Here is a 21,886-nt window from a genome sequence, read left to right as displayed (position 1 = left end):
AAACAGAAACACCCTTAGAAATTATTTTTCTAAGGGTGTTGATTTTGTAAAAGAGTTGTCTATCAGCGTTTAGACCATGTTTTAGGGAGGAAGAGAAGAATCATTGGATAGATTTCAAGCCGTCCGGCAATCATGGCTAAGGAAAGTAACAGTTTTGAAATCGGACTAAAGATGGAGAAGGTTTGACCTGTTCCGATCATAGGTCCAATGTTGTTGAAACAACTAAAAACAGCACTGACAACCGTCATGAAGTTATTATTATCTAGACTGACTACAAAGAGCAAGCCGATCGTGATAAAACTGTATATCGTAAAGTACTTGAGGATCTGATGCTGTGTATCCTTATCCAATACCGTATCATTGACATGCAAGGTTAGAACGCGATTCGGAGACAAGGTCGAAAGAACCTGATTTTTTGCGATTCGCCATAAGGTCAAGCACCGAATGACTTTAAGCCCCCCAGCGGTCGATCCAGCAGAACCACCGATGACCATCAGCATCAAGAGGATGAACTGTGAAAAGAGAGGCCATTTTTCCGTCGTTCCATAACCAAAACCGGTAGTGGTGATGATATTGGAAACTTGGAAGAAAGAAATTTCAAAACTCTTAGCGACATTGGCATAGAGATGAAGGACATTGTAAGCGATCAAGACACTGGACACGAGGACGATGGTGATATAGGTCCGCAATTCCTCATCTTTAAAGAAGGCCTTGAATTTTCGGATCATGAGGAAGTAGTAGAGGTTAAAGTTAACCCCGAAGACTAAAACCCCGATACTGACCAAATAGGTGATTAAACTACTATTGTAGTGGGCAATTCCGTCGTTAAAAACGGTAAAGCCCCCGGTTCCAGCCGTCCCCATGGCGATGACAAAACTATCATAAAGGGGCATGCCGGCAAGGAAATAAAGAACCACAAAAAGGAAGAACAAGCCCAAGTACAAGAAGTAGAGGATTTGAGCTGTGTTTTTTAATTTGGAAACGACCTTCCCAAAAACTGGACCAGGAACTTCTGCCTTCATGACTTCAAGGTGGCTGTTCTTGTTATTGTCCATAATTGCAAGGGCGAAGACCAATACTCCCATCCCCCCAATCAAGTGGGTAAAACTGCGCCAAAAGAGGAGAGAATGGGTGAGGACACCCACATCATCTAATATCGTTGCCCCTGTTGTTGTAAAGCCAGAGCTGACTTCAAAGAAGGCATCGATAATGTTGGGAATTTGTCCCGAAAAGACAAAGGGAAGGGCGCCAAAGAAGGACCAGAGGATCCAACAGAGGGCTACAATCAGGACTCCTTCTTTAGCATAAATGTGAAAGTCCTTTGGTTTGTGAAAACTACCAAGTAGCCCCAGCCCAAGTAAGATGGCCATGGTTGCCCCAATAGAGACAAAGACCTTGGCAGGTTCCTGATAGATCGTAGCGACGACTAAGGGAACGATCAGGAGAGCTGCCTCGATTAAGAGGAGCTTGGACAAGAGGTAACGAATCATGCTTCTATTCATCAGGCTTACCTCTCAAGTAGATCGTAGATTTTTGTGACATTTTGAATCAAGGTAGTTACGATAATCCGATCTCCTACCATCAAACGGTCATCTCCATTTGGGAAAATAGCCTTGCCGTCTCGAATAATGGCAGCGATCAAGACGCCTTTTTTCAATTTCAATTCAGAGAGGGGATATTGGGTTAGTTTATTGTCTTCCTTAATTTGGAACTGCAAGGTTTCAATCCGGCCGTTTGCGACATGGTGCAAGGCTTCTAAGTTCGAGAACTGTGCATTGTAGCGCCCGCGAATAAAGTGCATAATGGTGTCTACAGCGATGCGTTTTGGAGTGACAATACTGGTCATATCCTGATCGCCAATGATCTCCAACAGACTGGTTCGGTTGACTTTGGTAATGTTCTTTTTGACTCCGACAGAATCCAAGAACATGGAGGTGATGATGTTTTCTTCATCGACCCCTGTCAAAGTAGCCACAGCATCAAAGTTATTGGCACTCTCTTCTAAAAGAATGTCTTTAGCGGTTCCGTCTCCATGGACGACATAGAGGTCAGGGAATTCTTGACTAAAGAATTCAGCTCGTTCGCGATTGACCTCGATGACCTTGAGATCGATTTTGCGACGCACATCCTGGAGAATATTGAGCAGATAGTAGGCAATTTTTCCGGCACCAATCATCATCATGCTCTTAATGACTTGAGGTCGGACATTGTTGTGGAAGAGAACGATCTCGATCCGATTTCCTGTCACGAAAATCTTGTCTTGGGGCTGCAAAACAAAGTCTCCATTTGGAATCGTGAGTTCATTGCCACGCTCGATCGCACAAACAATGACGTTTCCGTATTTCTTTCGGAATTGGGATAGGCTCATATTGCAGAGATTGCTATCTGGCTTGATCTTAAATTCCATCAAGGCTACCCGACCATTGGCAAAATGCTCCACAGAAAGCGCATTTGGGAAATCAATAATATTGGCAATGTAACGAGCAGTCAGTAATTCAGGATTGACAACCAGGGAGAAGCCCAATATATTTTTTTCCTTGAAGTAGGAATTGGAATATTCTGGATTCCGCACCCGAACAATGGTCTCTTTGGCCCCCATTTTTTTAGCCAAAACAGCAGAAACCATGTTCACTTCGTCGTACTCGGTCATGGAAATGAAGATGTCGCAGTCTTCAACATCTGCTTGCTCCAAGATCTTGAAGTTTGCCCCATTTCCTAAAATTCCAATGATATCAAACCGTTTGGTAATATGGTTAAGAACGGATTCGTCTTTTTCGATCAAAATAACATCGTGGTTTTCAGCAACGAGAGAACGACAAAGGGCCGTTCCGACCTTTCCTCCACCAACAACAATAATTTTCATAGAATACCTCCAGAGTATGCTTCTATCATACTCTATTTTCAAGAAAAATTCATCTTTTTTAAGGATTTTCTGGTGGAATTTTGAGAAGCTAAGAACAAGTAGGAAAAATCGTCAAAAGAGTAGAACGAGGAGGGATTGAAAACTTTGGTAAAGTTTCTTAAAAAAATCTAAAAAAACTATTGACAGGAGCTTCAAAAGTGTTATACTTAGAAAGTACCTTCGTTGATTTACCTCAAACCTGTTGTGAGTTAAGTTAATGAAGCTGTAACCACGCTGTTTGCTGAGCTTGACTCCGGGCAGTGTGGCTATTTTTTTATCAGAAAGAGATCGAGTATGAATATTGAAGAACTGGACTACCAAGAGTCAGCTGCTCAAAACCACATCGTCTTGTTCCAACCTCAGATTCCACAAAATACGGGAAATATTGCACGGACTTGTGCAGCGACCAATACCCCCTTGCATATCATTCGTCCCATGGCTTTTCCGATCGATGATCGCAAAATGAAGCGAGCAGGACTTGATTATTGGGACAAGCTGGATGTCCGTTTTTATGATAGCCTAGAAGAGTTTATGGAAGCGGCGCGCGACGGTCAGGTACACCTAGTGTCCAAGTTTGCAAATCAGACCTATTCGGACGTTTCTTATCAGGATGGGAAGTCCCATTATTTCTTGTTTGGACGCGAAGATAAAGGATTGCCGGAAGAATTTATGCGCCAGCACGAAGAGAAGGCCATTCGCATTCCGATGAATGACGAGCATGTCCGTAGTTTAAATGTCTCCAATACCGTCTGCATGATTGTCTATGAGGCTCTTCGCCAGCAGGGCTTTAAAGGGCTGGAGTTGAGCCATCGTTATGAGCACGACAAGCTCAAATAGCCGATGAAAACTAAAAGACCGAACGATGTAATCTATAAAGTTACAAAAACTTGCCTAGGCAAGTTTTTTTTGTTATCATAAAAGGGTCTTCAGGGCAGGGTGTAATTCCCGACCGGCGGTGACTTTTACTAGGAAATGTTCTTTTCCATACTCTAAAAGAAGTCCGCGAGCGCAAGCTGATGTGGTGTGACTCCACAACCGACAGTATAGTCTGGATGGGAGAAGACGAGAGACGAATAGACTGACAGCTATTCTGATCTGTTTAGAGCTGATGCATGGGAATAAAACGTTAGTGGCTGGGACTGACTAACGGCATGTTTCGATGGAGACCAGCTAGAGTAACTAGAATGGTTTCGAGTTTAAGCTTTGTTTAAATAGTTTAGAGTAGAATGATGGAGTAGACGTCTTTCCAGCTTCTCTAATTTTTAAAAAATTGGAGGAACCTGTTATGACAAATACACGTAAACTGACCCTAGTGGCTGTTTTATCCGCTTTATCTTTTATTTTGATGTTCTATCAATTTTCTTTCTTGATAGATTTCTTCAAAATTGATTTGAGTATCATCGCCATTTTGTTGGCCTTGGTCCTATTGGATTTTAAAAGTGCCGTTTGGGTAACCTTGATCCGATCTGTCCTTAAATTAGCCCTAAATAATAAGGGGCTTGAAACCTTGATTGGATTACCAATCAATATCATTGGAGTTCTTGTTTTTGTCCTTTCTTTTGCATGGATTTGGAACAAGGAACGGACCCATGGTCGATTTGTCCTGGCAACGATTGTTGGAACGATCAGCTTAAGTATCGCGATGGTATTGGTGAACTATGTCTATGCAATCCCTTTGTATGCTCGTTTTATGAACTATAATATTTCGAAAACACTAGGGCTTGTCCACTATTTAGCTGCAATGGTTGCACCGTTTAACCTGATCGAAGGAGTGATTTGGGCCATCGCATTTGGGTTGATCTATACCTTATTGCAACCGATTTTGAAAAAATATGAAAAATAAACAACAACATTGGGCGAAGGCAAGCTTCGCCCTTCTCATTTTTGTCATTCTTGGGTATGTGATTCGCTTTTACCCGCAACAATTAACAGGCTTTGATAGCACCATTCAATCTGCTATTCGAGGCGATCTGCCTGCAGCACTGACGGCCTTCTTTACCAAGGTGACCCACGTCATGGATACCAAGATCATTGTCATCTGGGTGGGTCTTCTGCTAGCGGTCTTTGCTTACAAGAAATGGTACAGTGAAGCTCTTTTTCTTGGAAGCAATCTGGTATTGACTGGTCTTTTGGTTCTTCTTCTAAAGAATATCTACCAGAGACCGAGACCAAGTATTCTTCATCTAGTAGAGGAAAAAGGATTTTCTTTTCCGAGTGGTCATTCACTGGCGTCTACCCTTGTTTTGGGAAGTTTGATCATCATCATCAGCCAACATGTAAAACATAAAACAGCCTGCTATTGCCTTCAAGGCTTGCTGGTTCTGGGAATCGTGACCATTGTGGTTTCCCGGGTTTATGTCGGGGTCCACTACCCATCAGACGTTCTCGGCAGTATGATTTTGGGTCTTGCTGTCTTACAGTTTGAGTATCCCTTGTATGATCGCTTGCGATTTCAATGGCGCTTTACAGGCAAGCAAAAATAAGCATCTAACAACTAGGAGTCGAACTCGCGTTTTGAGTTCGACTCTTTTTTTGCTATAATGAAGGGTATGAAATCCTACAATACCTTGAATGATTATTATCGAACCTTATTTGGAGAAAAGACCTTTAAAGTCCCAATTGATGCAGGCTTTGATTGTCCCAATCGAGACGGAACAGTCGCCCACGGTGGCTGTACTTTTTGTACGGTCTCGGGTTCAGGAGATGCCATTGTGGCCCCAGAAGCTCCAATCCGAGAACAGTTTTACAAAGAGATTGATTTTATGCATCGGAAATGGCCAGATGTGAAGAAGTATCTGGTCTATTTTCAAAATTTCACCAATACCCACGATAAAGTGGAAGTCATTCGAGAGCGGTATGAACAGGCCATCAATGAACCAGGAGTGGTAGGAATCAACATTGGTACGCGCCCGGACTGTTTACCAGATGAGACCTTGGCCTACCTAGCAGAGCTGACAGAGCGCATGCATGTGACGATCGAGTTGGGCCTTCAGACGACTTATGAAGCGACTTCTGAATTGATCAATCGGGCCCATAGTTATGATCTCTATGTTGAAACAGTCAAGCGTATTCGCAAACAGGTGCCCAAGGCAGAGATCGTCTCCCATTTGATCAATGGCCTTCCTGGGGAGACGCATGAGATGATGGTGGAAAATGTTCGCCGTTGTGTGACCGATAATGAAATTGATGGCATCAAGTTACACCTCTTGCATTTGATGACCAATACACGGATGCAACGGGACTATCATGAAGGACGACTTCAACTCATGAGCCAGGAGGAGTATGTCAAGGTCATCTGTGACCAGTTGGAGATCATCCCCAAACACATTGTCATCCACCGGATTACCGGGGATGCGCCACGAGATATGTTGATTGGCCCTATGTGGAGCCTCAACAAATGGGAAGTCCTAAACGCCATTGAAACTGAAATGCGTCGTCGTGGAAGTACCCAAGGATGTAAGCTAGAAGAAAAGGAGACTGCCGATGCTTCGACCACTTGAAATGGCCCATCAATTTTTAGCAGAAGTCATCACCAAAGAAGATGTGGTGGTGGATGCGACCATGGGAAATGGACATGATACGGCCTTTTTAGCCCAACTAGCAGGCCAGGTCTATGCCTTTGATATTCAAGAGCAGGCACTTGTAAATACTCAAGAAAGATTGGAGAAGTTGGGACTTCAACATGTCCGATTGATTTTGGATGGCCACCAGCATGTGGACCAATATGTGGAGACCATCAAAGCAGCTATTTTTAATCTGGGTTATCTGCCATCTGCAGATAAATCGGTCATTACTCTTCCAGCTACCACGATTGAAGCGATGGAAAAAATCTGTGCTCGCCTAGAAAAAGGTGGGCGAATGGCTATTATGATCTATTATGGTCATGAGGGAGGAGACATCGAGCGTGATGCAGTGCTGGACTTTGTTAGTCATCTGCCTCAAAAAGACTATACAGCGACTATCTACCGGACACTGAATCAAGTGAATCAGCCACCCTTTTTGGTCATGATCGAAAAATTAGAAAGCTACCGTCATGGATAAAGAATATTTAAAGAATAAAATCGAAGGATTGAGACATCATTTTGTTGAATCAACCATCCACGAGCGTGCAATGGGTTTTTATGATGAAGCCCATATGACCAAAAAGATGCTCAAAATAAAAAAGAAATTGGTTTCGCTTGAGATGGAACGGTGCCAAAAGAAGATTGAGCACAAGGATGTAACCAAGACAGACCAAAAGATTGCGGAGTTAAAACAGCAATTTGAGACCTGCTGCCAAGAACGCTAAGGAGGGAGTGATATGGAACTACTCCTTTATACAGTGATCTTTTCGATGATTTTGATCGTCTCAAATGCCACGAATAAACTTGTGCCGAGCCTTCCTCTGCCCTTGATTCAAATTTTACTAGGGATTGGTTGGGCTCTCTTTGTGCCAGAAGAAAATTTTCATCTGGATACCGAGCTCTTTCTGGCCTTGGTCATTGGCCCTCTCTTATTTCGAGAGGCAGAAGAAGCAGATATTACTTCTGTCTTGAAACACTGGCGGATCATCCTCTATTTGATTTTCCCAGTGATTTTTATCTCAACCATTAGTTTGGGCTGGGCAGCTCACTCCTTATGGCTGAGCCTTCCTTTAGCAGCCTGTATGGCAGTGGGGGCAGCCCTTGGGCCTACCGACTTAGTAGCCTTTGCCTCCCTGTCTGAGCGCTTTAGCTTTCCAAAGCGGGTTTCGAATATCTTAAAAGGCGAAGGGTTACTAAATGATGCCTCAGGTCTAGTTGCCTTTCGAGTGGCCTTGGCAGCCCTTGCGACCGGAAGTTTCTCTCTTGGAGAGGCAGGGGTTTCCTTAGGAATCTCCATCATTGGAGGATTTGCAGTGGGGATCTTGACGGCCTTTGTGAACCGTTGGTTGCAAACCTTACTCTTGAGTGTTCGCGCCAGTGATATTGCCAGTGAATTGTTATTAGAACTAAGCCTCCCTTTGTTGACCTTCTTCTTAGCAGAAGAACTCCATGTCTCTGGTATCATTGCAGTAGTTGTGTCAGGAATCCTAAAAGCCAGTCGCTTTAAGCACATTACCCTCCTTGAAGCGCGGGTAGATACTGTGAGTCATACTGTCTGGAATACGGTCAACTTTATCTTAAATGGGTCGGTCTTTGTCATCTTAGGAATGGAATTGGAAATGATTTCCAAGCCCATCTTAAGTAGTCCCATTTACAATGATCTTCTTTTAGTTCTTTCGGTCTTTGTGTTGACAGCCTTGCTCTTTTTGATTCGTTTTGTCATGGTTTACCTCTTTTATTGGTTCCGAACGGCTCGACTAAAAAAATCGTTGAGAAATTATCTAAAAGATGCCTTATTGCTGACTTTTTCGGGTGTGAAGGGAACGGTTTCGATTGCGACGATTCTTTTGATTCCAACCAAGATCGAAAAAGAATACCCTATCCTACTCTTTTTAGTGGCAGGAGTTACCCTTGTCAGCTTTATTGCTGGCTTAGTGGTACTTCCAAAATTATCAGAAGAAAAGGAAGAAACCAATGACTACCTGATGCAGATCGCGATTTTAAATGATGTCGTCATGGAATTAGAAGCAGACCTAAAGAATAGCAAGCACAAGGGACCCTTGTATGCGGCGATTGATAACTACCATGGTCGCATAGAAAACTTGATTCTGGGCCAAGAAAACAGGCTCATTCAAAAGGACTGGGAACAGTTGAAGCTCCTGATTTTGAGTATTGAAAGTGACGGCTTGGAACAGGCTTATGAAGAAGGGAAGATTCGAGAGCGGGGCTACCGCGTCTATCAACGCTATCTTCGCAATATGGAGCAACGTGTCAATCGCAATCTTTCGTCTCGCTTAACCTATTACCTCTTGGTGTCTTTCCGCCTTTTGCGTTTATTAGTTCATGAGATCTTAACTTTTGGGTCTGGCTTGCGAAACTGGTGGGCCCGAGAAGACAGCAAGTTAGAGGCCATTGATTATGACCAGATTGCGGCCCTTTATCTGGCCAATACGGAAATCATCATCGAAAGTTTGGAAGACCTCAAGGGGGTTTATCGGAGCAGTTTGATTTCTTTCCTACAAGAATCTCGTCTGAGAGAGACAGCTATTATTACCAGTGGGGCCTTTGTGGAGCGGGTTATTAATCGCGTGAAACCAAATAATATCGATGAAATGTTGAGAGGCTATTATTTGGAGCGTAAGATTATTTTTGAATATGAAGCGCAACACCTGATTACCGCTAAGCAAGCGCGCCGTATGCGGCAAAATGTCAATGAATTAGAAAGCTATTCCCTAAGAGAAAGTGCCAATACGCTTCCATACGATTTGATCGAGTATGCACGGAATCGTTGAGATAAGAGTAAAAGAGGCTAGGACAAAAATCCTAGCCTCTCAATTATTTTTGGATTGTCGATCAAGACGCAGTGGTTGAGTGGACTCTACTACGCTGATTTCATCAGCTTTTACAGCCCTACTCAACTGTGCGGAGGTGGGACGACGAAATCGAATTCTGACGAATTACCGATTTCTGTCCCACTCTCTTTTTGCTTTATTCATTTTCTTTTCAGTGTGCGATTTCTGGTTTGACAAAGAGTCGCTCATCACCAAGATCAATAAGGGATACTGGTGCTTCATAAAATTGGCTAAGGACATGGGGAGTTAGGATCTTTTCCTTTGGTCCTTGCTCGACCACTTGGCCATGTTTGAGTAAGAGGACATGGGTCATATCTGTTGTAATTTCCTCGGCATGGTGGGTGACGTAGATCATGGTAGGCGCGTGATCCAGTTGTTTGATATGATGGATCTGACGGAGGAGCTTTTCTCTGGCAAAGAGATCCAATCCACTAGAAGCTTCATCAAAAATGATCAGATCTGGCTGGTCCATGAGGCTTCGTGCAATGAGAACGGTCTGCTTTTCTCCCTGGGAGAGCTCCCGGTATTTGCGGCCGATCAAAGAGCTAGCTCCAATTGAAGTTAGCATATCCCGTGCCCAGTTCAGTTCTTCCTCCCCGTATGCAGTATATAAAATACTGCTCTTGTATTGACCAGTTAGGACAATTTGCTCTGTCAAAAGATGTTCTGGCAGTCTTTCTGAAATAAAGGAGCTAACGATCCCAATACGCTTACGTAACTCAGGAATACCCCCTTCTCCAAAGCGGGTTCCAAGGACCGTTACCTGGCCAGAACTAGCCCAGTATTCAGACATGAGCAGTTTGAGGAGGGTCGATTTTCCTGCTCCATTTAAGCCTAAAATGGCCCAGCATTCATTTTCTTTTACTTGCCAGTTAATCTCTTTTAAAAGGGCTTTTCCATTGCGGATCAAATTGACGTCTTGTAGTTCAATCAAATTATTCATAACTTCATCCTTTTGATTAAAATCTCCTTTATTCTATCATAAAATATGGTAGAATAGAAAACAGGAGGTAAGGAATGTTTCGAAATAGTAAATTGTTATTCTGGACATGTGAGATCTTATTATTGACGGTGATTTTCTATATTTGGAAATCAATGGGGACTTTGATTTCTCCATTTGTATCTGTTCTGAATACCATCCTCTTACCATTTTTAATTGCAGGTTTTTTATACTATATCACCAACCCGATTGTTGAATTGTTAGAAAAACACTTAAAAATCAAGCGTGTGTTTGGGATTTTGATCACCTTAGTACTATTGTTTGGGATCATTGGTCTAGGGATCTTTTATCTGCTCCCAATCTTAATCAATCAGTTAACCAGCTTGATTAATTCAACTCAAGGACTATACTGGGAAGTCCAAAGTTTGGTTCGAAAACTTTCGGCCAATCCTTTGTTCCAGAATGTAAATATCCAATCTACGATTCAACAGTTGAATCTCTCTTATATGGATATCCTACAAAATCTCTTAAATAGTGTGACCAACAGTTTGGGAAGTGTGGTTAACACCATTGTCAATACGGTCTTTATTTTGATCATGACCCCCGTCTTCTTGGTTTATTTCTTGATCGATGGGAAGAAGTTATTGCCCATGCTAGAGCGGACCATTTTACGCAATGACAAACTCCATATCTCAAGCCTCTTGATTAGTTTGAATGAAACGGTCTCCCGCTATATTAGTGGTATTTCAATCGATGCCTTGATCATTGGGACACTAGCCTACATTGGCTATAGTTTTATTGGATTGAAGTACGCTTTGGTCTTTGCCATCTTTTCTGGGCTGGCTAACTTGATTCCCTATGTAGGACCAACCATCGGTTTGATTCCGATGATCATCACTTATGCTTTTACCGATATGGATATGATGATCAAAGCAGTCATTTACATGTTGATTATCCAGCAGATCGATGGCAATATTCTTTATCCGCGTATCGTTGGAGGCGTGATGAAGGTTCACCCGATTACCATTATGGTTCTCTTATTGCTCTCAAGTAATATTTACGGAATTATCGGAATGGTCGTCGCGATTCCAGTCTATTCGATTGGGAAAGAAATTGTAAAATTCTTGGTAAATCTTTATGATAACCACCGTGCTGCGAAGGAGCAGAAGAAAAAAGAAGAATTTGGAATCATTAATAAATCTTAGACTCTAGCGCCTATATGGGCCTTGGAGTCTTTTTTGTACATTTTTTTGAAAAAATACCGTAAAAAAGTCAACAAGTGCTATGAAATGTGTTAAAATATAAGTGATTTTGAAAGAAAATATGAAAAGGTAGGGAAAGATGAGACTCCTCTTATCCAAAAAACAGAGACGCCAATTGCAATTGTTGGAAATCTTGATTAAGGAAAAAAGATGGTTCCACTTGAAAGAGTTGGCCAAGCGTTTGGATTGTACAGAACGTTCGTTAAAAGAAGATTTGTCTAATCTTCGTAGTACATTTGATGACTTTTTAATTGAATCCTCTACCAATGGGATCAAGATCAGTTATGAGGATTCGGTTGGGCTTGAGGTGATTTACCATCACTTTTTTAAAGAATCACAAGCCTTCGCCTTGATTGAATACCTCTTCTTCCACAAGGATGTTTCCAATGAATATATTTGCAGAAAGTTTGATCTGAGTTACCAGTCTTTCTACCGCTTGATTCGGACGATTAATCAGAAGCTTCAAACAAAATACAATGTAAAGATTGATTTGAAACCCTTGAATCTTGTCGGGGATGAAGTGGATGTTCGTTTCTTCTATGCCCAGTATTTTGCGGAACGTTATTACTATATGGAGTGGCCTTTCCCAGAATTTAAGGAAGAGGCCGTGACCGATTTGATCACCTTCTTCTTCAAGCTCTATGGCTATCCATTGACCTTCTCTGTCATTAAGTCTTACAAAGTTCTCTTGACAGTGTACTTATCACGTATTAAGCAAGGCTATTTCATCAACATTCCAACGACCTTTGAAGCCTATAAAGATCAATATCAAGGGGTGACCAATGTTGAGGAGATGTTGCGCTACTTTAGCTTGCAGTTGGGTGTCGAGTTAAATGAAAAAGTGCTGGAGCAGTTCTTCATCATCTTTATTCAAGAAAATTTCTATTTCAGCCCAGAAAGCTTGATTGAGGCCGCAGAAACAGATCCTTATGCAAAAGAATCCACTAGACTCATTAAAGATATGTTCAAAGATCTATGCTATACCTATGATTTAGATATCGAAAATCTTGATGAGATGTTGATGCACGTTCATAATACAGCTCACTTAGGTCGGAAGGAATTGTTCTCGGAGTTCCTCTTATTTGATACCAAGACCAATACCAACGAAGATTTTATGAGCATCTTCCCAGCCTTCTATGATGATTTGAGAGACCATATCATCACTTATATGAAGACCATGAAGCATAATCTGAATGAAGAAATTATCAAGCACATGATCTACACGGTCTACACTCACTGGGAACGTCTCTTACCACAATTATTGCGCCGCCGGAAGTCCATTAAGGTCTTGATTATCAGTCGTTTTGATGACCACCATGCTAAATCCATGATCGATTTTCTAGATTTCTACTGTACGGATAACTTTGAATTTACTCAGATGATCAAGTATAATCTAACAGTAGAGGATATCGAAGCTTCAGATGCAGATGTCGTGGTGGCCAACTTTATGATGCCGGAATTAAAGAAAAAACCTTTTATCTGTACAAGTAGTCTCTCATCGCTAGAGCTGGTTGAAAAACTCAATGCCTTCTTTTATGATTTTACCAGTGCAGAGCACTAAAATCAGGACCTGGTCCTGATTTTTTGATGGTGAAAAAAGAAAATGACATAGAAGAATGCAGGCTCTCATATTTTGTGGTATAATATACAATATTATATACTGGAGGAAAGTATCCATGGAAGACCCTGGCAGTCAGGAAATTTTATTGGAATTTATTTTATTGATTGTTTTGACATTATTGAACGCCTTTTTCTCGGCAACCGAAATGTCAATGGTATCGTTGAATCGTTCTCGTGTAGTGCAAAAAGCAGAAGAAGGGGATAAAAAATACATTCGTCTTCTTAGCGTTTTGGAACAGCCCAACCATTTTTTATCCACTATTCAGGTGGGGATCACCTTGATTACCATCTTATCTGGGGCGAGTCTTGCAGATAGCCTTGGTCATGTCATTGCTGGATGGATGGGCAATACTAAAACGGCTGTTGCAGCTGGAAGCTTTTTATCTCTAGCGTTTTTGACTTATATTTCGATCGTATTTGGGGAACTCTATCCGAAACGAATCGCTATGAACCTGAAAGATGAGTTAGCTGTTCGAACGGCTCCGATTGTCATTTTATTAGGAAAAATTGTTAGCCCCTTTGTTTGGTTGCTTTCAGCGTCGACCAACCTTTTGAGCCGTATCACGCCAATGGAATTCGATGATCCGGATGAAAAGATGACGCGGGATGAAATCGAGTATATGCTGACCAATAGTGAAGCAACACTAGATGCGGACGAGATTGAGATGCTCCAAGGGATCTTTTCATTAGATGAAATGGTAGCGCGTGAAGTCATGGTGCCACGGACGGATGCCTTCATGGTTGATATCAATGATGATACCAAAGAAATCATTGAAAGTATCCTTAAGCAAAACTTTTCACGGATTCCTGTCTATGATGATGACAAGGACAATGTCATCGGTCTCATCCATACCAAACGTCTCTTGAACGAAGGATTTATCAATGGCTTTGATAATATTGTCTTAAGAAAGATTTTACAAGAACCTTTGTTTGTTCCAGAGACCATTTTTGTGGATGATCTTTTGAAGGAATTGCGCAATACCCAAAATCAAATGGCTATTCTGCTTGATGAATATGGTGGGATGTCTGGTTTGGTTACTCTTGAAGACCTTTTGGAAGAAATCGTCGGTGAAATTGACGATGAGACTGACAAAGCAGAAATTGATGTCTTTGAAATTGCGGACAATACCTATGTCGTACAAGGAGCCATGTCACTAAATGACTTTAACGAATATTTTGATGTTGAGTTGCAAAGTGATGATGTGGATACCATTGCAGGGTATTATCTGACAGAGGTTGGGCGAATTCCAACCTTGAAAGAGCGACTCAGCTGTGAAGTCGATAGTCAAAAGAAACACCTCATTTTGACAAACGACAAAGTAAAAAATGGTCGTGTGACCAAGGTGAAAGTTGAAATTTCTGAAATCGTCGAGGAAGATGAAGAAACTAAATCAAAAGAAGATTAAAAAATAGAGGCCTGGACGTGTTCCAGCCTCTGTTTTTTTCTTGTCAGGACCAGTTGAATTTTCAAAAAATTTCAAAAATTTCTGAAATAGTCTTGACAGCCAAAAAAAATTAAGGTAAGATAATACCCATAAAAAAAGAAAGCAGAAAATAAACATGAAGCAACAAGCCATTTCAACTCAAAAATTTTACTTTAGCTACTTTAGATAGTGTTTGTAGACATGATCTCATGGATGCAAACAACCCAAGCAATTTGTTTGTATCTATGTGGCTAAGATTTTTGATGATGGTCCATAGAGCTAGTATCTAAATGGACCGAGGTTTTGTAACTTGTTGGAGAATTTCAAGCATCCGTTTAGAGTATCATCTAAGCGGATTTTTTGTTTATTTTGCAGAAAAGGAGTCAATAAATGAAAGTAGTGAAAAAATTGCTAGCACCTGTCCTGGTTGTAGGACTTCTGTTAACATCATTGGTGACCTTACACAATCTAAAGGATACTAAAAAAGACAATGTCTTTCGAATTGGGATTTCCCAGTACATCACCCATAAGTCGCTCGATGCGACACGAAAAGGCTTTATCGAGGAGTTGAAGAAAGAGGGCTATGTAGATGGGAAAAATATTCAGATCGATTTCCAAAATGCTCAAGGGGAGCAACGAAATCTGAAAAATATTTCTAAACAATTGGCAGAAGAAAGTGATCTAGTCTTTGCGATTGCAACCCCTTCCGCACAAAGTTTGGCTAATACCACTAAATCAACACCTATTGTTTTCTCAGCTGTGACCGACCCATTGGCAGCGAAATTGGTGAAAAACTTGAAAGAACCAGGTGGCAATATCACAGGGACAAGTGACCAGTCAGAAGATGCGATCGCTACACAGGTAGACATGATTAAGCAAGTGCTTCCAACAGCGAAAACAGTTGGGATTCTCTATACGCAAAGTGAGCCTAACTCCGTCGTCCAAAAAGACAATGCGAAGAAGATCTTAGAAGCTAAAGGCTATCAAGTGGTTGAAAAAACAATTCTCGATAGTAACAATGTGAAAGCTGCAGCAGACAGTATCATGTCAGAGGCAGATATCGTCTTTGTTCCGACGGACAATATTATCTCTTCTACAATGGACACTGTAAAACAGGTTTCCCTCAGCCATAAGGTGCCCGTTTTTGGTGGATCTGCTGAAATGGTAGCTACTGGTGGCTTGTACAACTTTGGTACTGATTATGAGGAATTGGGAAAACAAGCTGCTCGGATGGCTATTCGCATCATGAAGGGTGAGAAACCCGGCAAAGTCGCAGTTGAAACACCTGAAAAATTAGAATTGCATACCAATAAAGAGATGGCTAAAGAGCTTGGAATTGATATTAGCTCGTTGAAGGTAGAAAAATAGGAGGTTTGAGATGAATTTCGTTTTATCAAGTTTATCAGAAGGTTTATTGTGGTCGATCATGGCGATCGGTGTTTACTTAACATTTCGAATTTTAGATATTGCTGACATGACGGCAGAAGGAGCCTTTCCACTTGGGGCAGCAGTTGTAGCTTCCCAAATTCAAGCAGGAAGAAACCCTTGGCTTGCAACTTTGTTGGGCTTCCTGGCAGGGATGATCGCAGGATTGGTTTCTGGGATTCTCCATACAAAAATGAAAATTCCAGCCCTCTTGACAGGGATTGTCACTTTGACCGGTCTCTACTCTATCAATATTAAAATCATGGGGGGAGTACCCAACCTCTCTATTGGCGATGCCAGTACCATTTTCAAAAGTGTCATGAAATTGGGCTTATCCAATGAAGAAGCTGTCTTTTTAATTAGCATTTCTTGCTTGATCATCGTCTGTATCTTGTTAACTCTCTTAATGAAGACGCAACTTGGCTTGGTTTTGCGCTCGACTGGTGATAACATTCCAATGAGTGAAGCCAATGGGGTCAATGTAGATAACATGAAGATGTTGGGATACATGATTTCCAATGGTTTGATTGCCCTTTGTGGAGCCATGTTTGCACAAAATGATGGTTTCTCAGATGTGACTTCTGGTACAGGGACGATCGTAGTCGGTTTGAGTGCGGTGATTATCGCTGAAGTTTTGATCCACGAATTGACCATTGGTTGGCGCTTGCTTTCCATCGGGGTTGGAGCTATTGTGTACCGTTTGATTATCTTAAATATTTACGAGATCCCAAATCTCGATCAAAATATGGTTCGTCTCTTCAATGCGATCTTGCTCGCGATTGTCTTGTTCGCTCCTGAGGCGCAAAAACGTCTTCGTGTTCGTGGACTGAAGTTAGGAAATAAATAGGAGAAAAGTATGGCAACATTATTATCAATTGAAGGTATTCATAAGACATTTGAAGCAGGAACAGTCAATGAAAACCATGTCTTAAAAGGCTTGGATCTCCAAGTAGAAGAAGGGGACTTCATTTCGGTCATCGGTGGAAATGGAGCTGGGAAATCAACCTTGATGAACATCTTGGCAGGAAATCTGGTCGTGGATGAAGGGGATATCTTGCTAGAAGGTAACTCCATCAAAAATACGAGTGTTCGTAAGCGTGCGAAAGATATTGCGCGTGTCTTCCAAGATCCTAAGATGGGGACAGCTTCTCGTTTGACCATTGAAGAAAATATGGCCATTGCCCAACGTCGGGGGAAATCTCGTGGTTTGGGCTGGGGAGTTCGGGAGAAAGATCGCGAATTATTCCGTGAAGCCTTGAAGGAACTGAATATCGGTTTAGAGAACCGTCTTAAGGTGGATACCCAATATTTGTCTGGTGGGCAACGTCAAGCTTTGACCTTGGTCATGGCAGCCTTGGTCAAACCCAAACTCTTGCTTCTGGATGAACATACCGCAGCGCTCGATCCTAAGACTAGTGAAATGGTCATGGAATTGACACAAAAGATCGTGGAAAGCCATGATTTGACAACCTTGATGATTACGCATGATATGAACCATGCGATTGAATACGGCAACCGCTTGATCATGCTCTACCAAGGCAAGGTCGTTGTCGATGTCAAAGGAGAAGAAAAGAAAAACCTAACGGTTGAAGATTTGATGCGCCTCTTCCAACAAAACAGTGGTGAAACCCTGGTGAGTGATGAATTGGTGTTAGGATAAAATGAGAGTGGGACAGAAATCGGTCATTCGTTAGAATTCGATTTCGTCGTCTCACCTCCGCACAGTTGAGTAGGGCTGTAAAAGCTGATGAAATCAGCGTAGTAGAGCCCACTCAACCACTGCGTCTTGCTCGACAATCCAAAAACAATTGAGAGGCTAGGACTTTTGTCCCAGCCTCTTTCAGATTGATGACAAAGTCATCTCAGAAACTTTTCTTAGGTGAGTACGGACGTCAGCGAACTTCGAAGAAGTTCCATGACTTAGTTTTGAGCCTAAGGTCTCAAAACTCCCGAGTGCCTGAAATAATTGTATTTCAGGCACATTTCTCACAGCGAAAAGTTTCAGTGTATGTTTGAATGAACCTTGGAAAAAATATCATTTTCATTATTTTGCATCAATTAGGTTGTTTTATGTAAATGTAATTTGTCCATATTCTAAAAAATTGATTCAGAAGTTTTCACTGAACTCCTTTTTTATTTCCTCCGCTCTGCATAGTCGACAAAATGAAACTTGTCTAATTTGTGTCGACTTTCGGTGAATTGGAATTGGCGTCCGTCTGCTAGGTGAACTTGGGAGCGGACCGTTACCACGTGTTTGTCTTTTCCAAGATCCAGTAAGATTTTGTCACGATTATCGATTGGTGAAATCAAAATTTCTTTTTTGGCATAGCCAATCTGCAATTTCAAGTCTTCTTCTATATATTGGTAGATAGAGTGCTGGGCAATTTCCTTAGTTAGGCCTGGGATCAGCTCTCTGTCTAGGTAATCAATATCTAAGACAGAAGCGACACCATCCACCACCCGTTGCCGGGTTACTTTCCAAACCAATCGGTGAAGGGGGAAACCTGTCTTTTTAACGCCTTTTTCATCGATACTGATCTTTTCCAAACGAATGACATTGGTTTCTGAGTGAAGAGCAGAAGCTTTGACGATTTCTTGGTAGCTGGTTAATTGGGAAACGGGGAAGTCAAAGTGTGCTTGCCTACAAATTTGCGACCCCATCCCTTGAACAGTCTCGATAAAGCCTTCCTCCTGCAAGAGCTTGAGCGTCTCTATCATACTTGGGGCAAGGAAATGAGTGAACGAGATGGTTGGAGTGCCCTCTTCTGGAATAACCATGACCAACCTCGTGCCTTGAATCGCTTTGTAGATATCAAGAACTTCCGCAATGAAGGAGCGACCATGCTCGCAGCTAGCCTTCACTTGTCACGTGGTACCCCTTATATCTACATGGGAGAAGAAATCGGCATGATAGATCCAGACTATGATTCGATGGCAGATTATGTGGATGTTGAGTCTATCAATGCTTACCAAATGCTCTTGGATCAAGGTAAGTCACCTGAGCAAGCCTTTAAGATTATTCAAGCCAAATCACGTGATAATTCTCGTACGCCAATGCAATGGGATGCTTCTGAAAATGCAGGTTTTTCAACAGGCACACCATGGTTGAAGGTTGGGAAGTCCTATAAAGACATCAATGTTGAAAAGGAAATGGATGGACCAATCTTTACCTTCTATAAAGAATTGATTAGCTTGCGTAAAGAAATGCCCATCATTTCAGAAGGCAGCTATCAGCCAGCACTGGAAGATAGTCAAGAAGTCTATGCCTTTGAACGCCACTTAGATGGTCAAAAACTCTTGGTACTCAATCATTTCTATGGAAGTGAAGTTGAAGTAGCGATTCCAGAAGACTACCAAGCAGGGCGCGTGCTCCTGTCCAACTATGAGAATGTAAAGCTTGCTGAAAAAGTAATTCTGAAACCGTATCAGACACTGGCAATTTTAGTTTAAGTTCTTGACACTTCGATCTTTTTGGGTCGAAGTGTTTTTTGAAAAATATTTTTGAAAGCGCTTGAAAATACAAAGTCATTCCCTTATAATAAAAGAGGAAAACTTTTTAGGGATGGAGAAACGCATGAGAAAAAACGGTAAAAAGATTCGCTTACTGGGAGTAGCCACCTTATTGGCTAGTCAGTTGGGGGTCTTCAGTAGTACCTTTACAGTAGTTGCAGACGAGACCACAGCTTCGACTTCAGAGCCAGCGCTTGTGACGAACACTAGTAGCGAGGAAGGCTCGACAAATCATTCGACTTCCGCTACAACAACAACTACAGAAGCTACGACGAGAGCTTCGAGGGATAAAGAAGAGACATCTAGCAGTTCCTCAGACGATACTGAGGAGAAAACGGTTAAGATCGGGGACATTCAAGGGGAAGCGCAACGCTCTCCACTGGAAGGCCAAAAAGTGGCCATCAAAAATGCAGTGGTGACCAAGACAGACCGCTATGGTTTTTATGCCCAAGATATTGAATCGGATGGCAATAGCCGTACTTCAGATGGGATTTATGTTGTTTCCAAATACAAGGTGAAAGTCGGTGACAAGGTGAAAATCACTGGTATCGTCAAGGAAGGCTATATGGAAGAGGTTACCTTGGGAGCTGGGAAAACCTTTAAGGAACCAACGAATAGTTTAACGGTGACCATGCTGGTCGATGCTTGGATCACAAAAGATGGGACAGCCCCTCTTCCAGAAGCTGTGAATATCACTGCGGGCATGCCAGCAGATGTGAAGCCTAATCCGACGGCTTATGCTCCAGAAACCGATGCCCTCGATTATTGGGAAAGCCTGGAAGGAATGCTCACGGTGGTGAAGAAACCGCATATCCTTGGTCCCCAATACAAAGGAGATATCTATGTCTTGGGAGAAGATTTTACAGGCCTTCCTTTAAACAATATTGGAGGTCTGAATCTACGGCCACATGCGCAAAATACAGCGACGATCCCGATTTATGTTGGGAATCAGTTTGTCGCAAAAGCCAAGGATTACTTTACAGAAGACGTGACAGGAGTGGTAACCTATCGAAATAGCTTTTATAAGTTAGAGCCCACTCAACAGTTGACAGTCCAAGATGGTGGTTTGCAGCGTCAAGCAGCTCAAACCCAACCAAGTGAGGACAAGCTGACCATCGCTTCCTACAATATTGAAAATTTCTCAGCCAACAATGCTAAAAATGAAACCCCAGAGGATAAGGTGACGCTGATTGCCAATTCCTTTATCCATGAAATTCACAATCCTGACATCATTACTTTGATCGAAGTGCAGGACAATAATGGTAGTGTGGATGACGGAACGACCAGTGGTGTTGAAAGTGGACGCAAACTAGCTAATCGGATCAAGGAATTGGGGGGCAAGAACTATGAGTATACGGAGGTTGCTCCAGTAGATGGCGCTGACGGAGGAAAGCCTGGTTCGAATATTCGTTTGGGAATCCTCTACAATCCAGAACGCGTGAGCTTAGCCAAAAAAGAGGTAGCAACTAGCAACGAGGCAGCACAATTTGACAAGGGACACCTGGTTAAAAATCCAGCTCGGATTGCCCCTAATGACCCATCGTTTGATCATACTCGCAAGTCTTTAGCCGTTGAATTTGAATTCAAAGGTCAACCAGTTGTGGTGATTGCCAATCACTTGAAATCAAAAATCGGAGATGATGCTATTTATGGGGCAAGCCAACCAGCAGTGGAACATACCTTGCCAACTCGTAAAGCACAAGCAAATGTCATTCATCAATTCGTCCAAGAAGGCTTGAAGCAAAATCCGAAGACCACCTTTGTTTTGACGGGTGATTTTAATGACTATGATTTCTCAACCACGGCGCAGATCCTTGCTGGCAACGAACTAACAAACTTAATGGCCCAACATGATGCAGGCGATCGCTATTCCTATTTCTACCGTGGAAGCAATCAGGTTTTGGATAACATTTTTATCTCAAACAACATGGCAGCTAAAGCAAGGTTTGAACCAGTCCATATCAATGCTTCCTTTATGAAGGAACATGGTCGTGCATCAGACCATGATCCTGTCTTGGTCCAAATCGACTTTAGTGGAGCACAAACTCCAGGAACGCCGACAGATGATCAACAAGGAAATACAGGACAACCAACGGATCAAACCAGCCCTTCTTCATCGAATACAGGATCTCAACTAGTCCCTCATCAGACTCAAGCCAATGAACAAAAGAGTTCAACAGCTGAAAGCAAAGAGAAGGGCAAGAACGAAGATGAGAAGCAAGACGACAAGGAAGAGGAGGCAACAACAGAAACCAAGACACCAGGTAAACGGAAAATCCTTCCATCTACTGGACAAGAAACAAGCTATCTAGCTCTTTTTGGAGTGGCAGTAGCTACGATGAGTCTTGTCTTGTACAAGAAGAAAAAGATGACTCACTGACGTGTTTT

At 42.1% G+C, this 21,886-nt stretch carries 18 protein-coding genes, 1 pseudogene and 1 riboswitch; of the genes and pseudogenes, 15 read left to right on the top strand and 4 right to left on the bottom strand.

From position 1 onward, the window contains the following. Positions 1-62: 62 nt before the first annotated feature. Positions 63-1,502, bottom strand: a complete 1,440-nt coding sequence (locus H7T92_RS00860) for a TrkH family potassium uptake protein (RefSeq protein ID WP_024055210.1) — start codon at positions 1,500-1,502, stop codon at positions 63-65. Between the two features lie 5 nt (positions 1,503-1,507). Next, the gene (gene trkA, locus H7T92_RS00855) at positions 1,508-2,863 is read right to left on the bottom strand and encodes a Trk system potassium transporter TrkA (RefSeq protein WP_201036733.1); all 1,356 of its coding nucleotides are present in this window, start codon (positions 2,861-2,863) and stop codon (positions 1,508-1,510) included. A 333-nt stretch (positions 2,864-3,196) separates the two neighbouring features. On the opposite strand from trkA, the gene trmL reads away from it, so the two are divergent. The 7 genes from trmL to H7T92_RS00820 all read left to right on the top strand — a co-directional run bounded on the left by trmL (position 3,197) and on the right by H7T92_RS00820 (position 9,257). After that, a complete protein-coding gene (trmL, locus tag H7T92_RS00850; protein WP_070595322.1) occupies positions 3,197-3,739 on the top strand; it encodes a tRNA (uridine(34)/cytosine(34)/5-carboxymethylaminomethyluridine(34)-2'-O)-methyltransferase TrmL in 543 nt (180 codons plus the stop codon). Between the two features lie 81 nt (positions 3,740-3,820). After that, positions 3,821-3,970: riboswitch (FMN riboswitch) on the top strand. 217 nt (positions 3,971-4,187) lie between these two features. Next, on the top strand, positions 4,188-4,745 hold the full coding sequence (locus tag H7T92_RS00845) for an ECF transporter S component (protein ID WP_070595319.1): 558 nt from the start codon (positions 4,188-4,190) through the stop codon (positions 4,743-4,745). Beyond that, a complete protein-coding gene (locus tag H7T92_RS00840) occupies positions 4,735-5,385 on the top strand; it encodes a phosphatase PAP2 family protein (protein WP_070595317.1) in 651 nt (216 codons plus the stop codon). Before H7T92_RS00845 ends, H7T92_RS00840 begins: the two co-directional genes overlap by 11 nt. A gap of 57 nt (positions 5,386-5,442) precedes the next feature. Then, positions 5,443-6,402, top strand: a complete 960-nt coding sequence (gene mnmL, locus H7T92_RS00835) for a tRNA modification radical SAM protein MnmL/YtqA (RefSeq protein ID WP_023918876.1) — start codon at positions 5,443-5,445, stop codon at positions 6,400-6,402. Beyond that, complete coding sequence (mnmM, locus tag H7T92_RS00830; protein WP_070595315.1) at positions 6,386-6,943, top strand: tRNA 5-(aminomethyl)-2-thiouridylate-methyltransferase MnmM; 558 nt, start codon at positions 6,386-6,388, stop codon at positions 6,941-6,943. The genes mnmL and mnmM overlap by 17 nt, the downstream gene beginning before the upstream one ends. Further along, positions 6,936-7,190 carry a hypothetical protein gene (locus H7T92_RS00825; protein ID WP_049474012.1) on the top strand — a complete coding sequence of 85 codons (255 nt, stop codon included), beginning with the start codon at positions 6,936-6,938 and terminating at the stop codon, positions 7,188-7,190. Before mnmM ends, H7T92_RS00825 begins: the two co-directional genes overlap by 8 nt. 12 nt (positions 7,191-7,202) lie before the next feature. Further along, positions 7,203-9,257 (top strand): cation:proton antiporter, encoded by a 2,055-nt coding sequence (locus H7T92_RS00820; RefSeq protein ID WP_155167437.1) that lies wholly within the window; start codon positions 7,203-7,205, stop codon positions 9,255-9,257. A gap of 211 nt (positions 9,258-9,468) precedes the next feature. On the opposite strand, the gene H7T92_RS00815 is transcribed toward H7T92_RS00820, so the two are convergent. Beyond that, positions 9,469-10,260: an ABC transporter ATP-binding protein gene (locus H7T92_RS00815; RefSeq protein WP_070595311.1), complete on the bottom strand. Its 792-nt coding sequence runs from the start codon at positions 10,258-10,260 to the stop codon at positions 9,469-9,471. 74 nt (positions 10,261-10,334) lie between these two features. Here H7T92_RS00815 and H7T92_RS00810 point away from each other — a divergent pair, with 74 nt between their 5' ends. The 6 genes from H7T92_RS00810 (at position 10,335) to H7T92_RS00785 (ending at position 17,648) form a co-directional block, all read left to right on the top strand. Then, complete coding sequence (locus H7T92_RS00810; protein ID WP_195424099.1) at positions 10,335-11,462, top strand: AI-2E family transporter; 1,128 nt, start codon at positions 10,335-10,337, stop codon at positions 11,460-11,462. A 136-nt stretch (positions 11,463-11,598) separates the two neighbouring features. Continuing rightward, on the top strand, positions 11,599-13,080 hold the full coding sequence (locus tag H7T92_RS00805; protein ID WP_195424101.1) for a M protein trans-acting positive regulator PRD domain-containing protein: 1,482 nt from the start codon (positions 11,599-11,601) through the stop codon (positions 13,078-13,080). Positions 13,081-13,195: 115 nt separating this feature from the next. Beyond that, positions 13,196-14,545 (top strand): hemolysin family protein, encoded by a 1,350-nt coding sequence (locus tag H7T92_RS00800; protein WP_070449287.1) that lies wholly within the window; start codon positions 13,196-13,198, stop codon positions 14,543-14,545. A 408-nt stretch (positions 14,546-14,953) separates the two neighbouring features. Next, positions 14,954-15,931 (top strand): ABC transporter substrate-binding protein, encoded by a 978-nt coding sequence (locus H7T92_RS00795; RefSeq protein WP_118396620.1) that lies wholly within the window; start codon positions 14,954-14,956, stop codon positions 15,929-15,931. A gap of 10 nt (positions 15,932-15,941) precedes the next feature. Continuing rightward, positions 15,942-16,835, top strand: a complete 894-nt coding sequence (locus tag H7T92_RS00790) for an ABC transporter permease (protein WP_003005682.1) — start codon at positions 15,942-15,944, stop codon at positions 16,833-16,835. Positions 16,836-16,844: 9 nt separating this feature from the next. Continuing rightward, entirely contained in the window at positions 16,845-17,648 is an 804-nt protein-coding gene (locus H7T92_RS00785; RefSeq protein ID WP_045759752.1) for an ABC transporter ATP-binding protein, read from the top strand. A gap of 473 nt (positions 17,649-18,121) precedes the next feature. Here the strand turns inward: H7T92_RS00785 and treR are convergent, their stop codons facing one another. After that, positions 18,122-18,766 carry a trehalose operon repressor gene (gene treR / locus H7T92_RS00780; RefSeq protein ID WP_257738968.1) on the bottom strand — a complete coding sequence of 215 codons (645 nt, stop codon included), beginning with the start codon at positions 18,764-18,766 and terminating at the stop codon, positions 18,122-18,124. On the opposite strand from treR, the pseudogene H7T92_RS00775 reads away from it, so the two are divergent. Then, a pseudogene (locus tag H7T92_RS00775) lies at positions 18,686-19,438 on the top strand (alpha-amylase family glycosyl hydrolase); the annotation flags it as partial. The gene treR and the pseudogene H7T92_RS00775 sit on opposite strands and share 81 nt — an antisense overlap. A gap of 124 nt (positions 19,439-19,562) precedes the next feature. Then, complete coding sequence (locus H7T92_RS00770) at positions 19,563-21,878, top strand: endonuclease/exonuclease/phosphatase family protein (RefSeq protein WP_201036732.1); 2,316 nt, start codon at positions 19,563-19,565, stop codon at positions 21,876-21,878. Positions 21,879-21,886: the final 8 nt, after the last annotated feature.

Origin of the sequence: Streptococcus parasanguinis (genome assembly GCF_016648855.1) — a bacterium.
Taxonomy (GTDB): Bacteria; Bacillota; Bacilli; order Lactobacillales; family Streptococcaceae; genus Streptococcus; species Streptococcus parasanguinis_L.
Note: the sequence above shows the minus strand (reverse complement) of the source record. Positions and strands in the feature narration are given on the sequence as shown.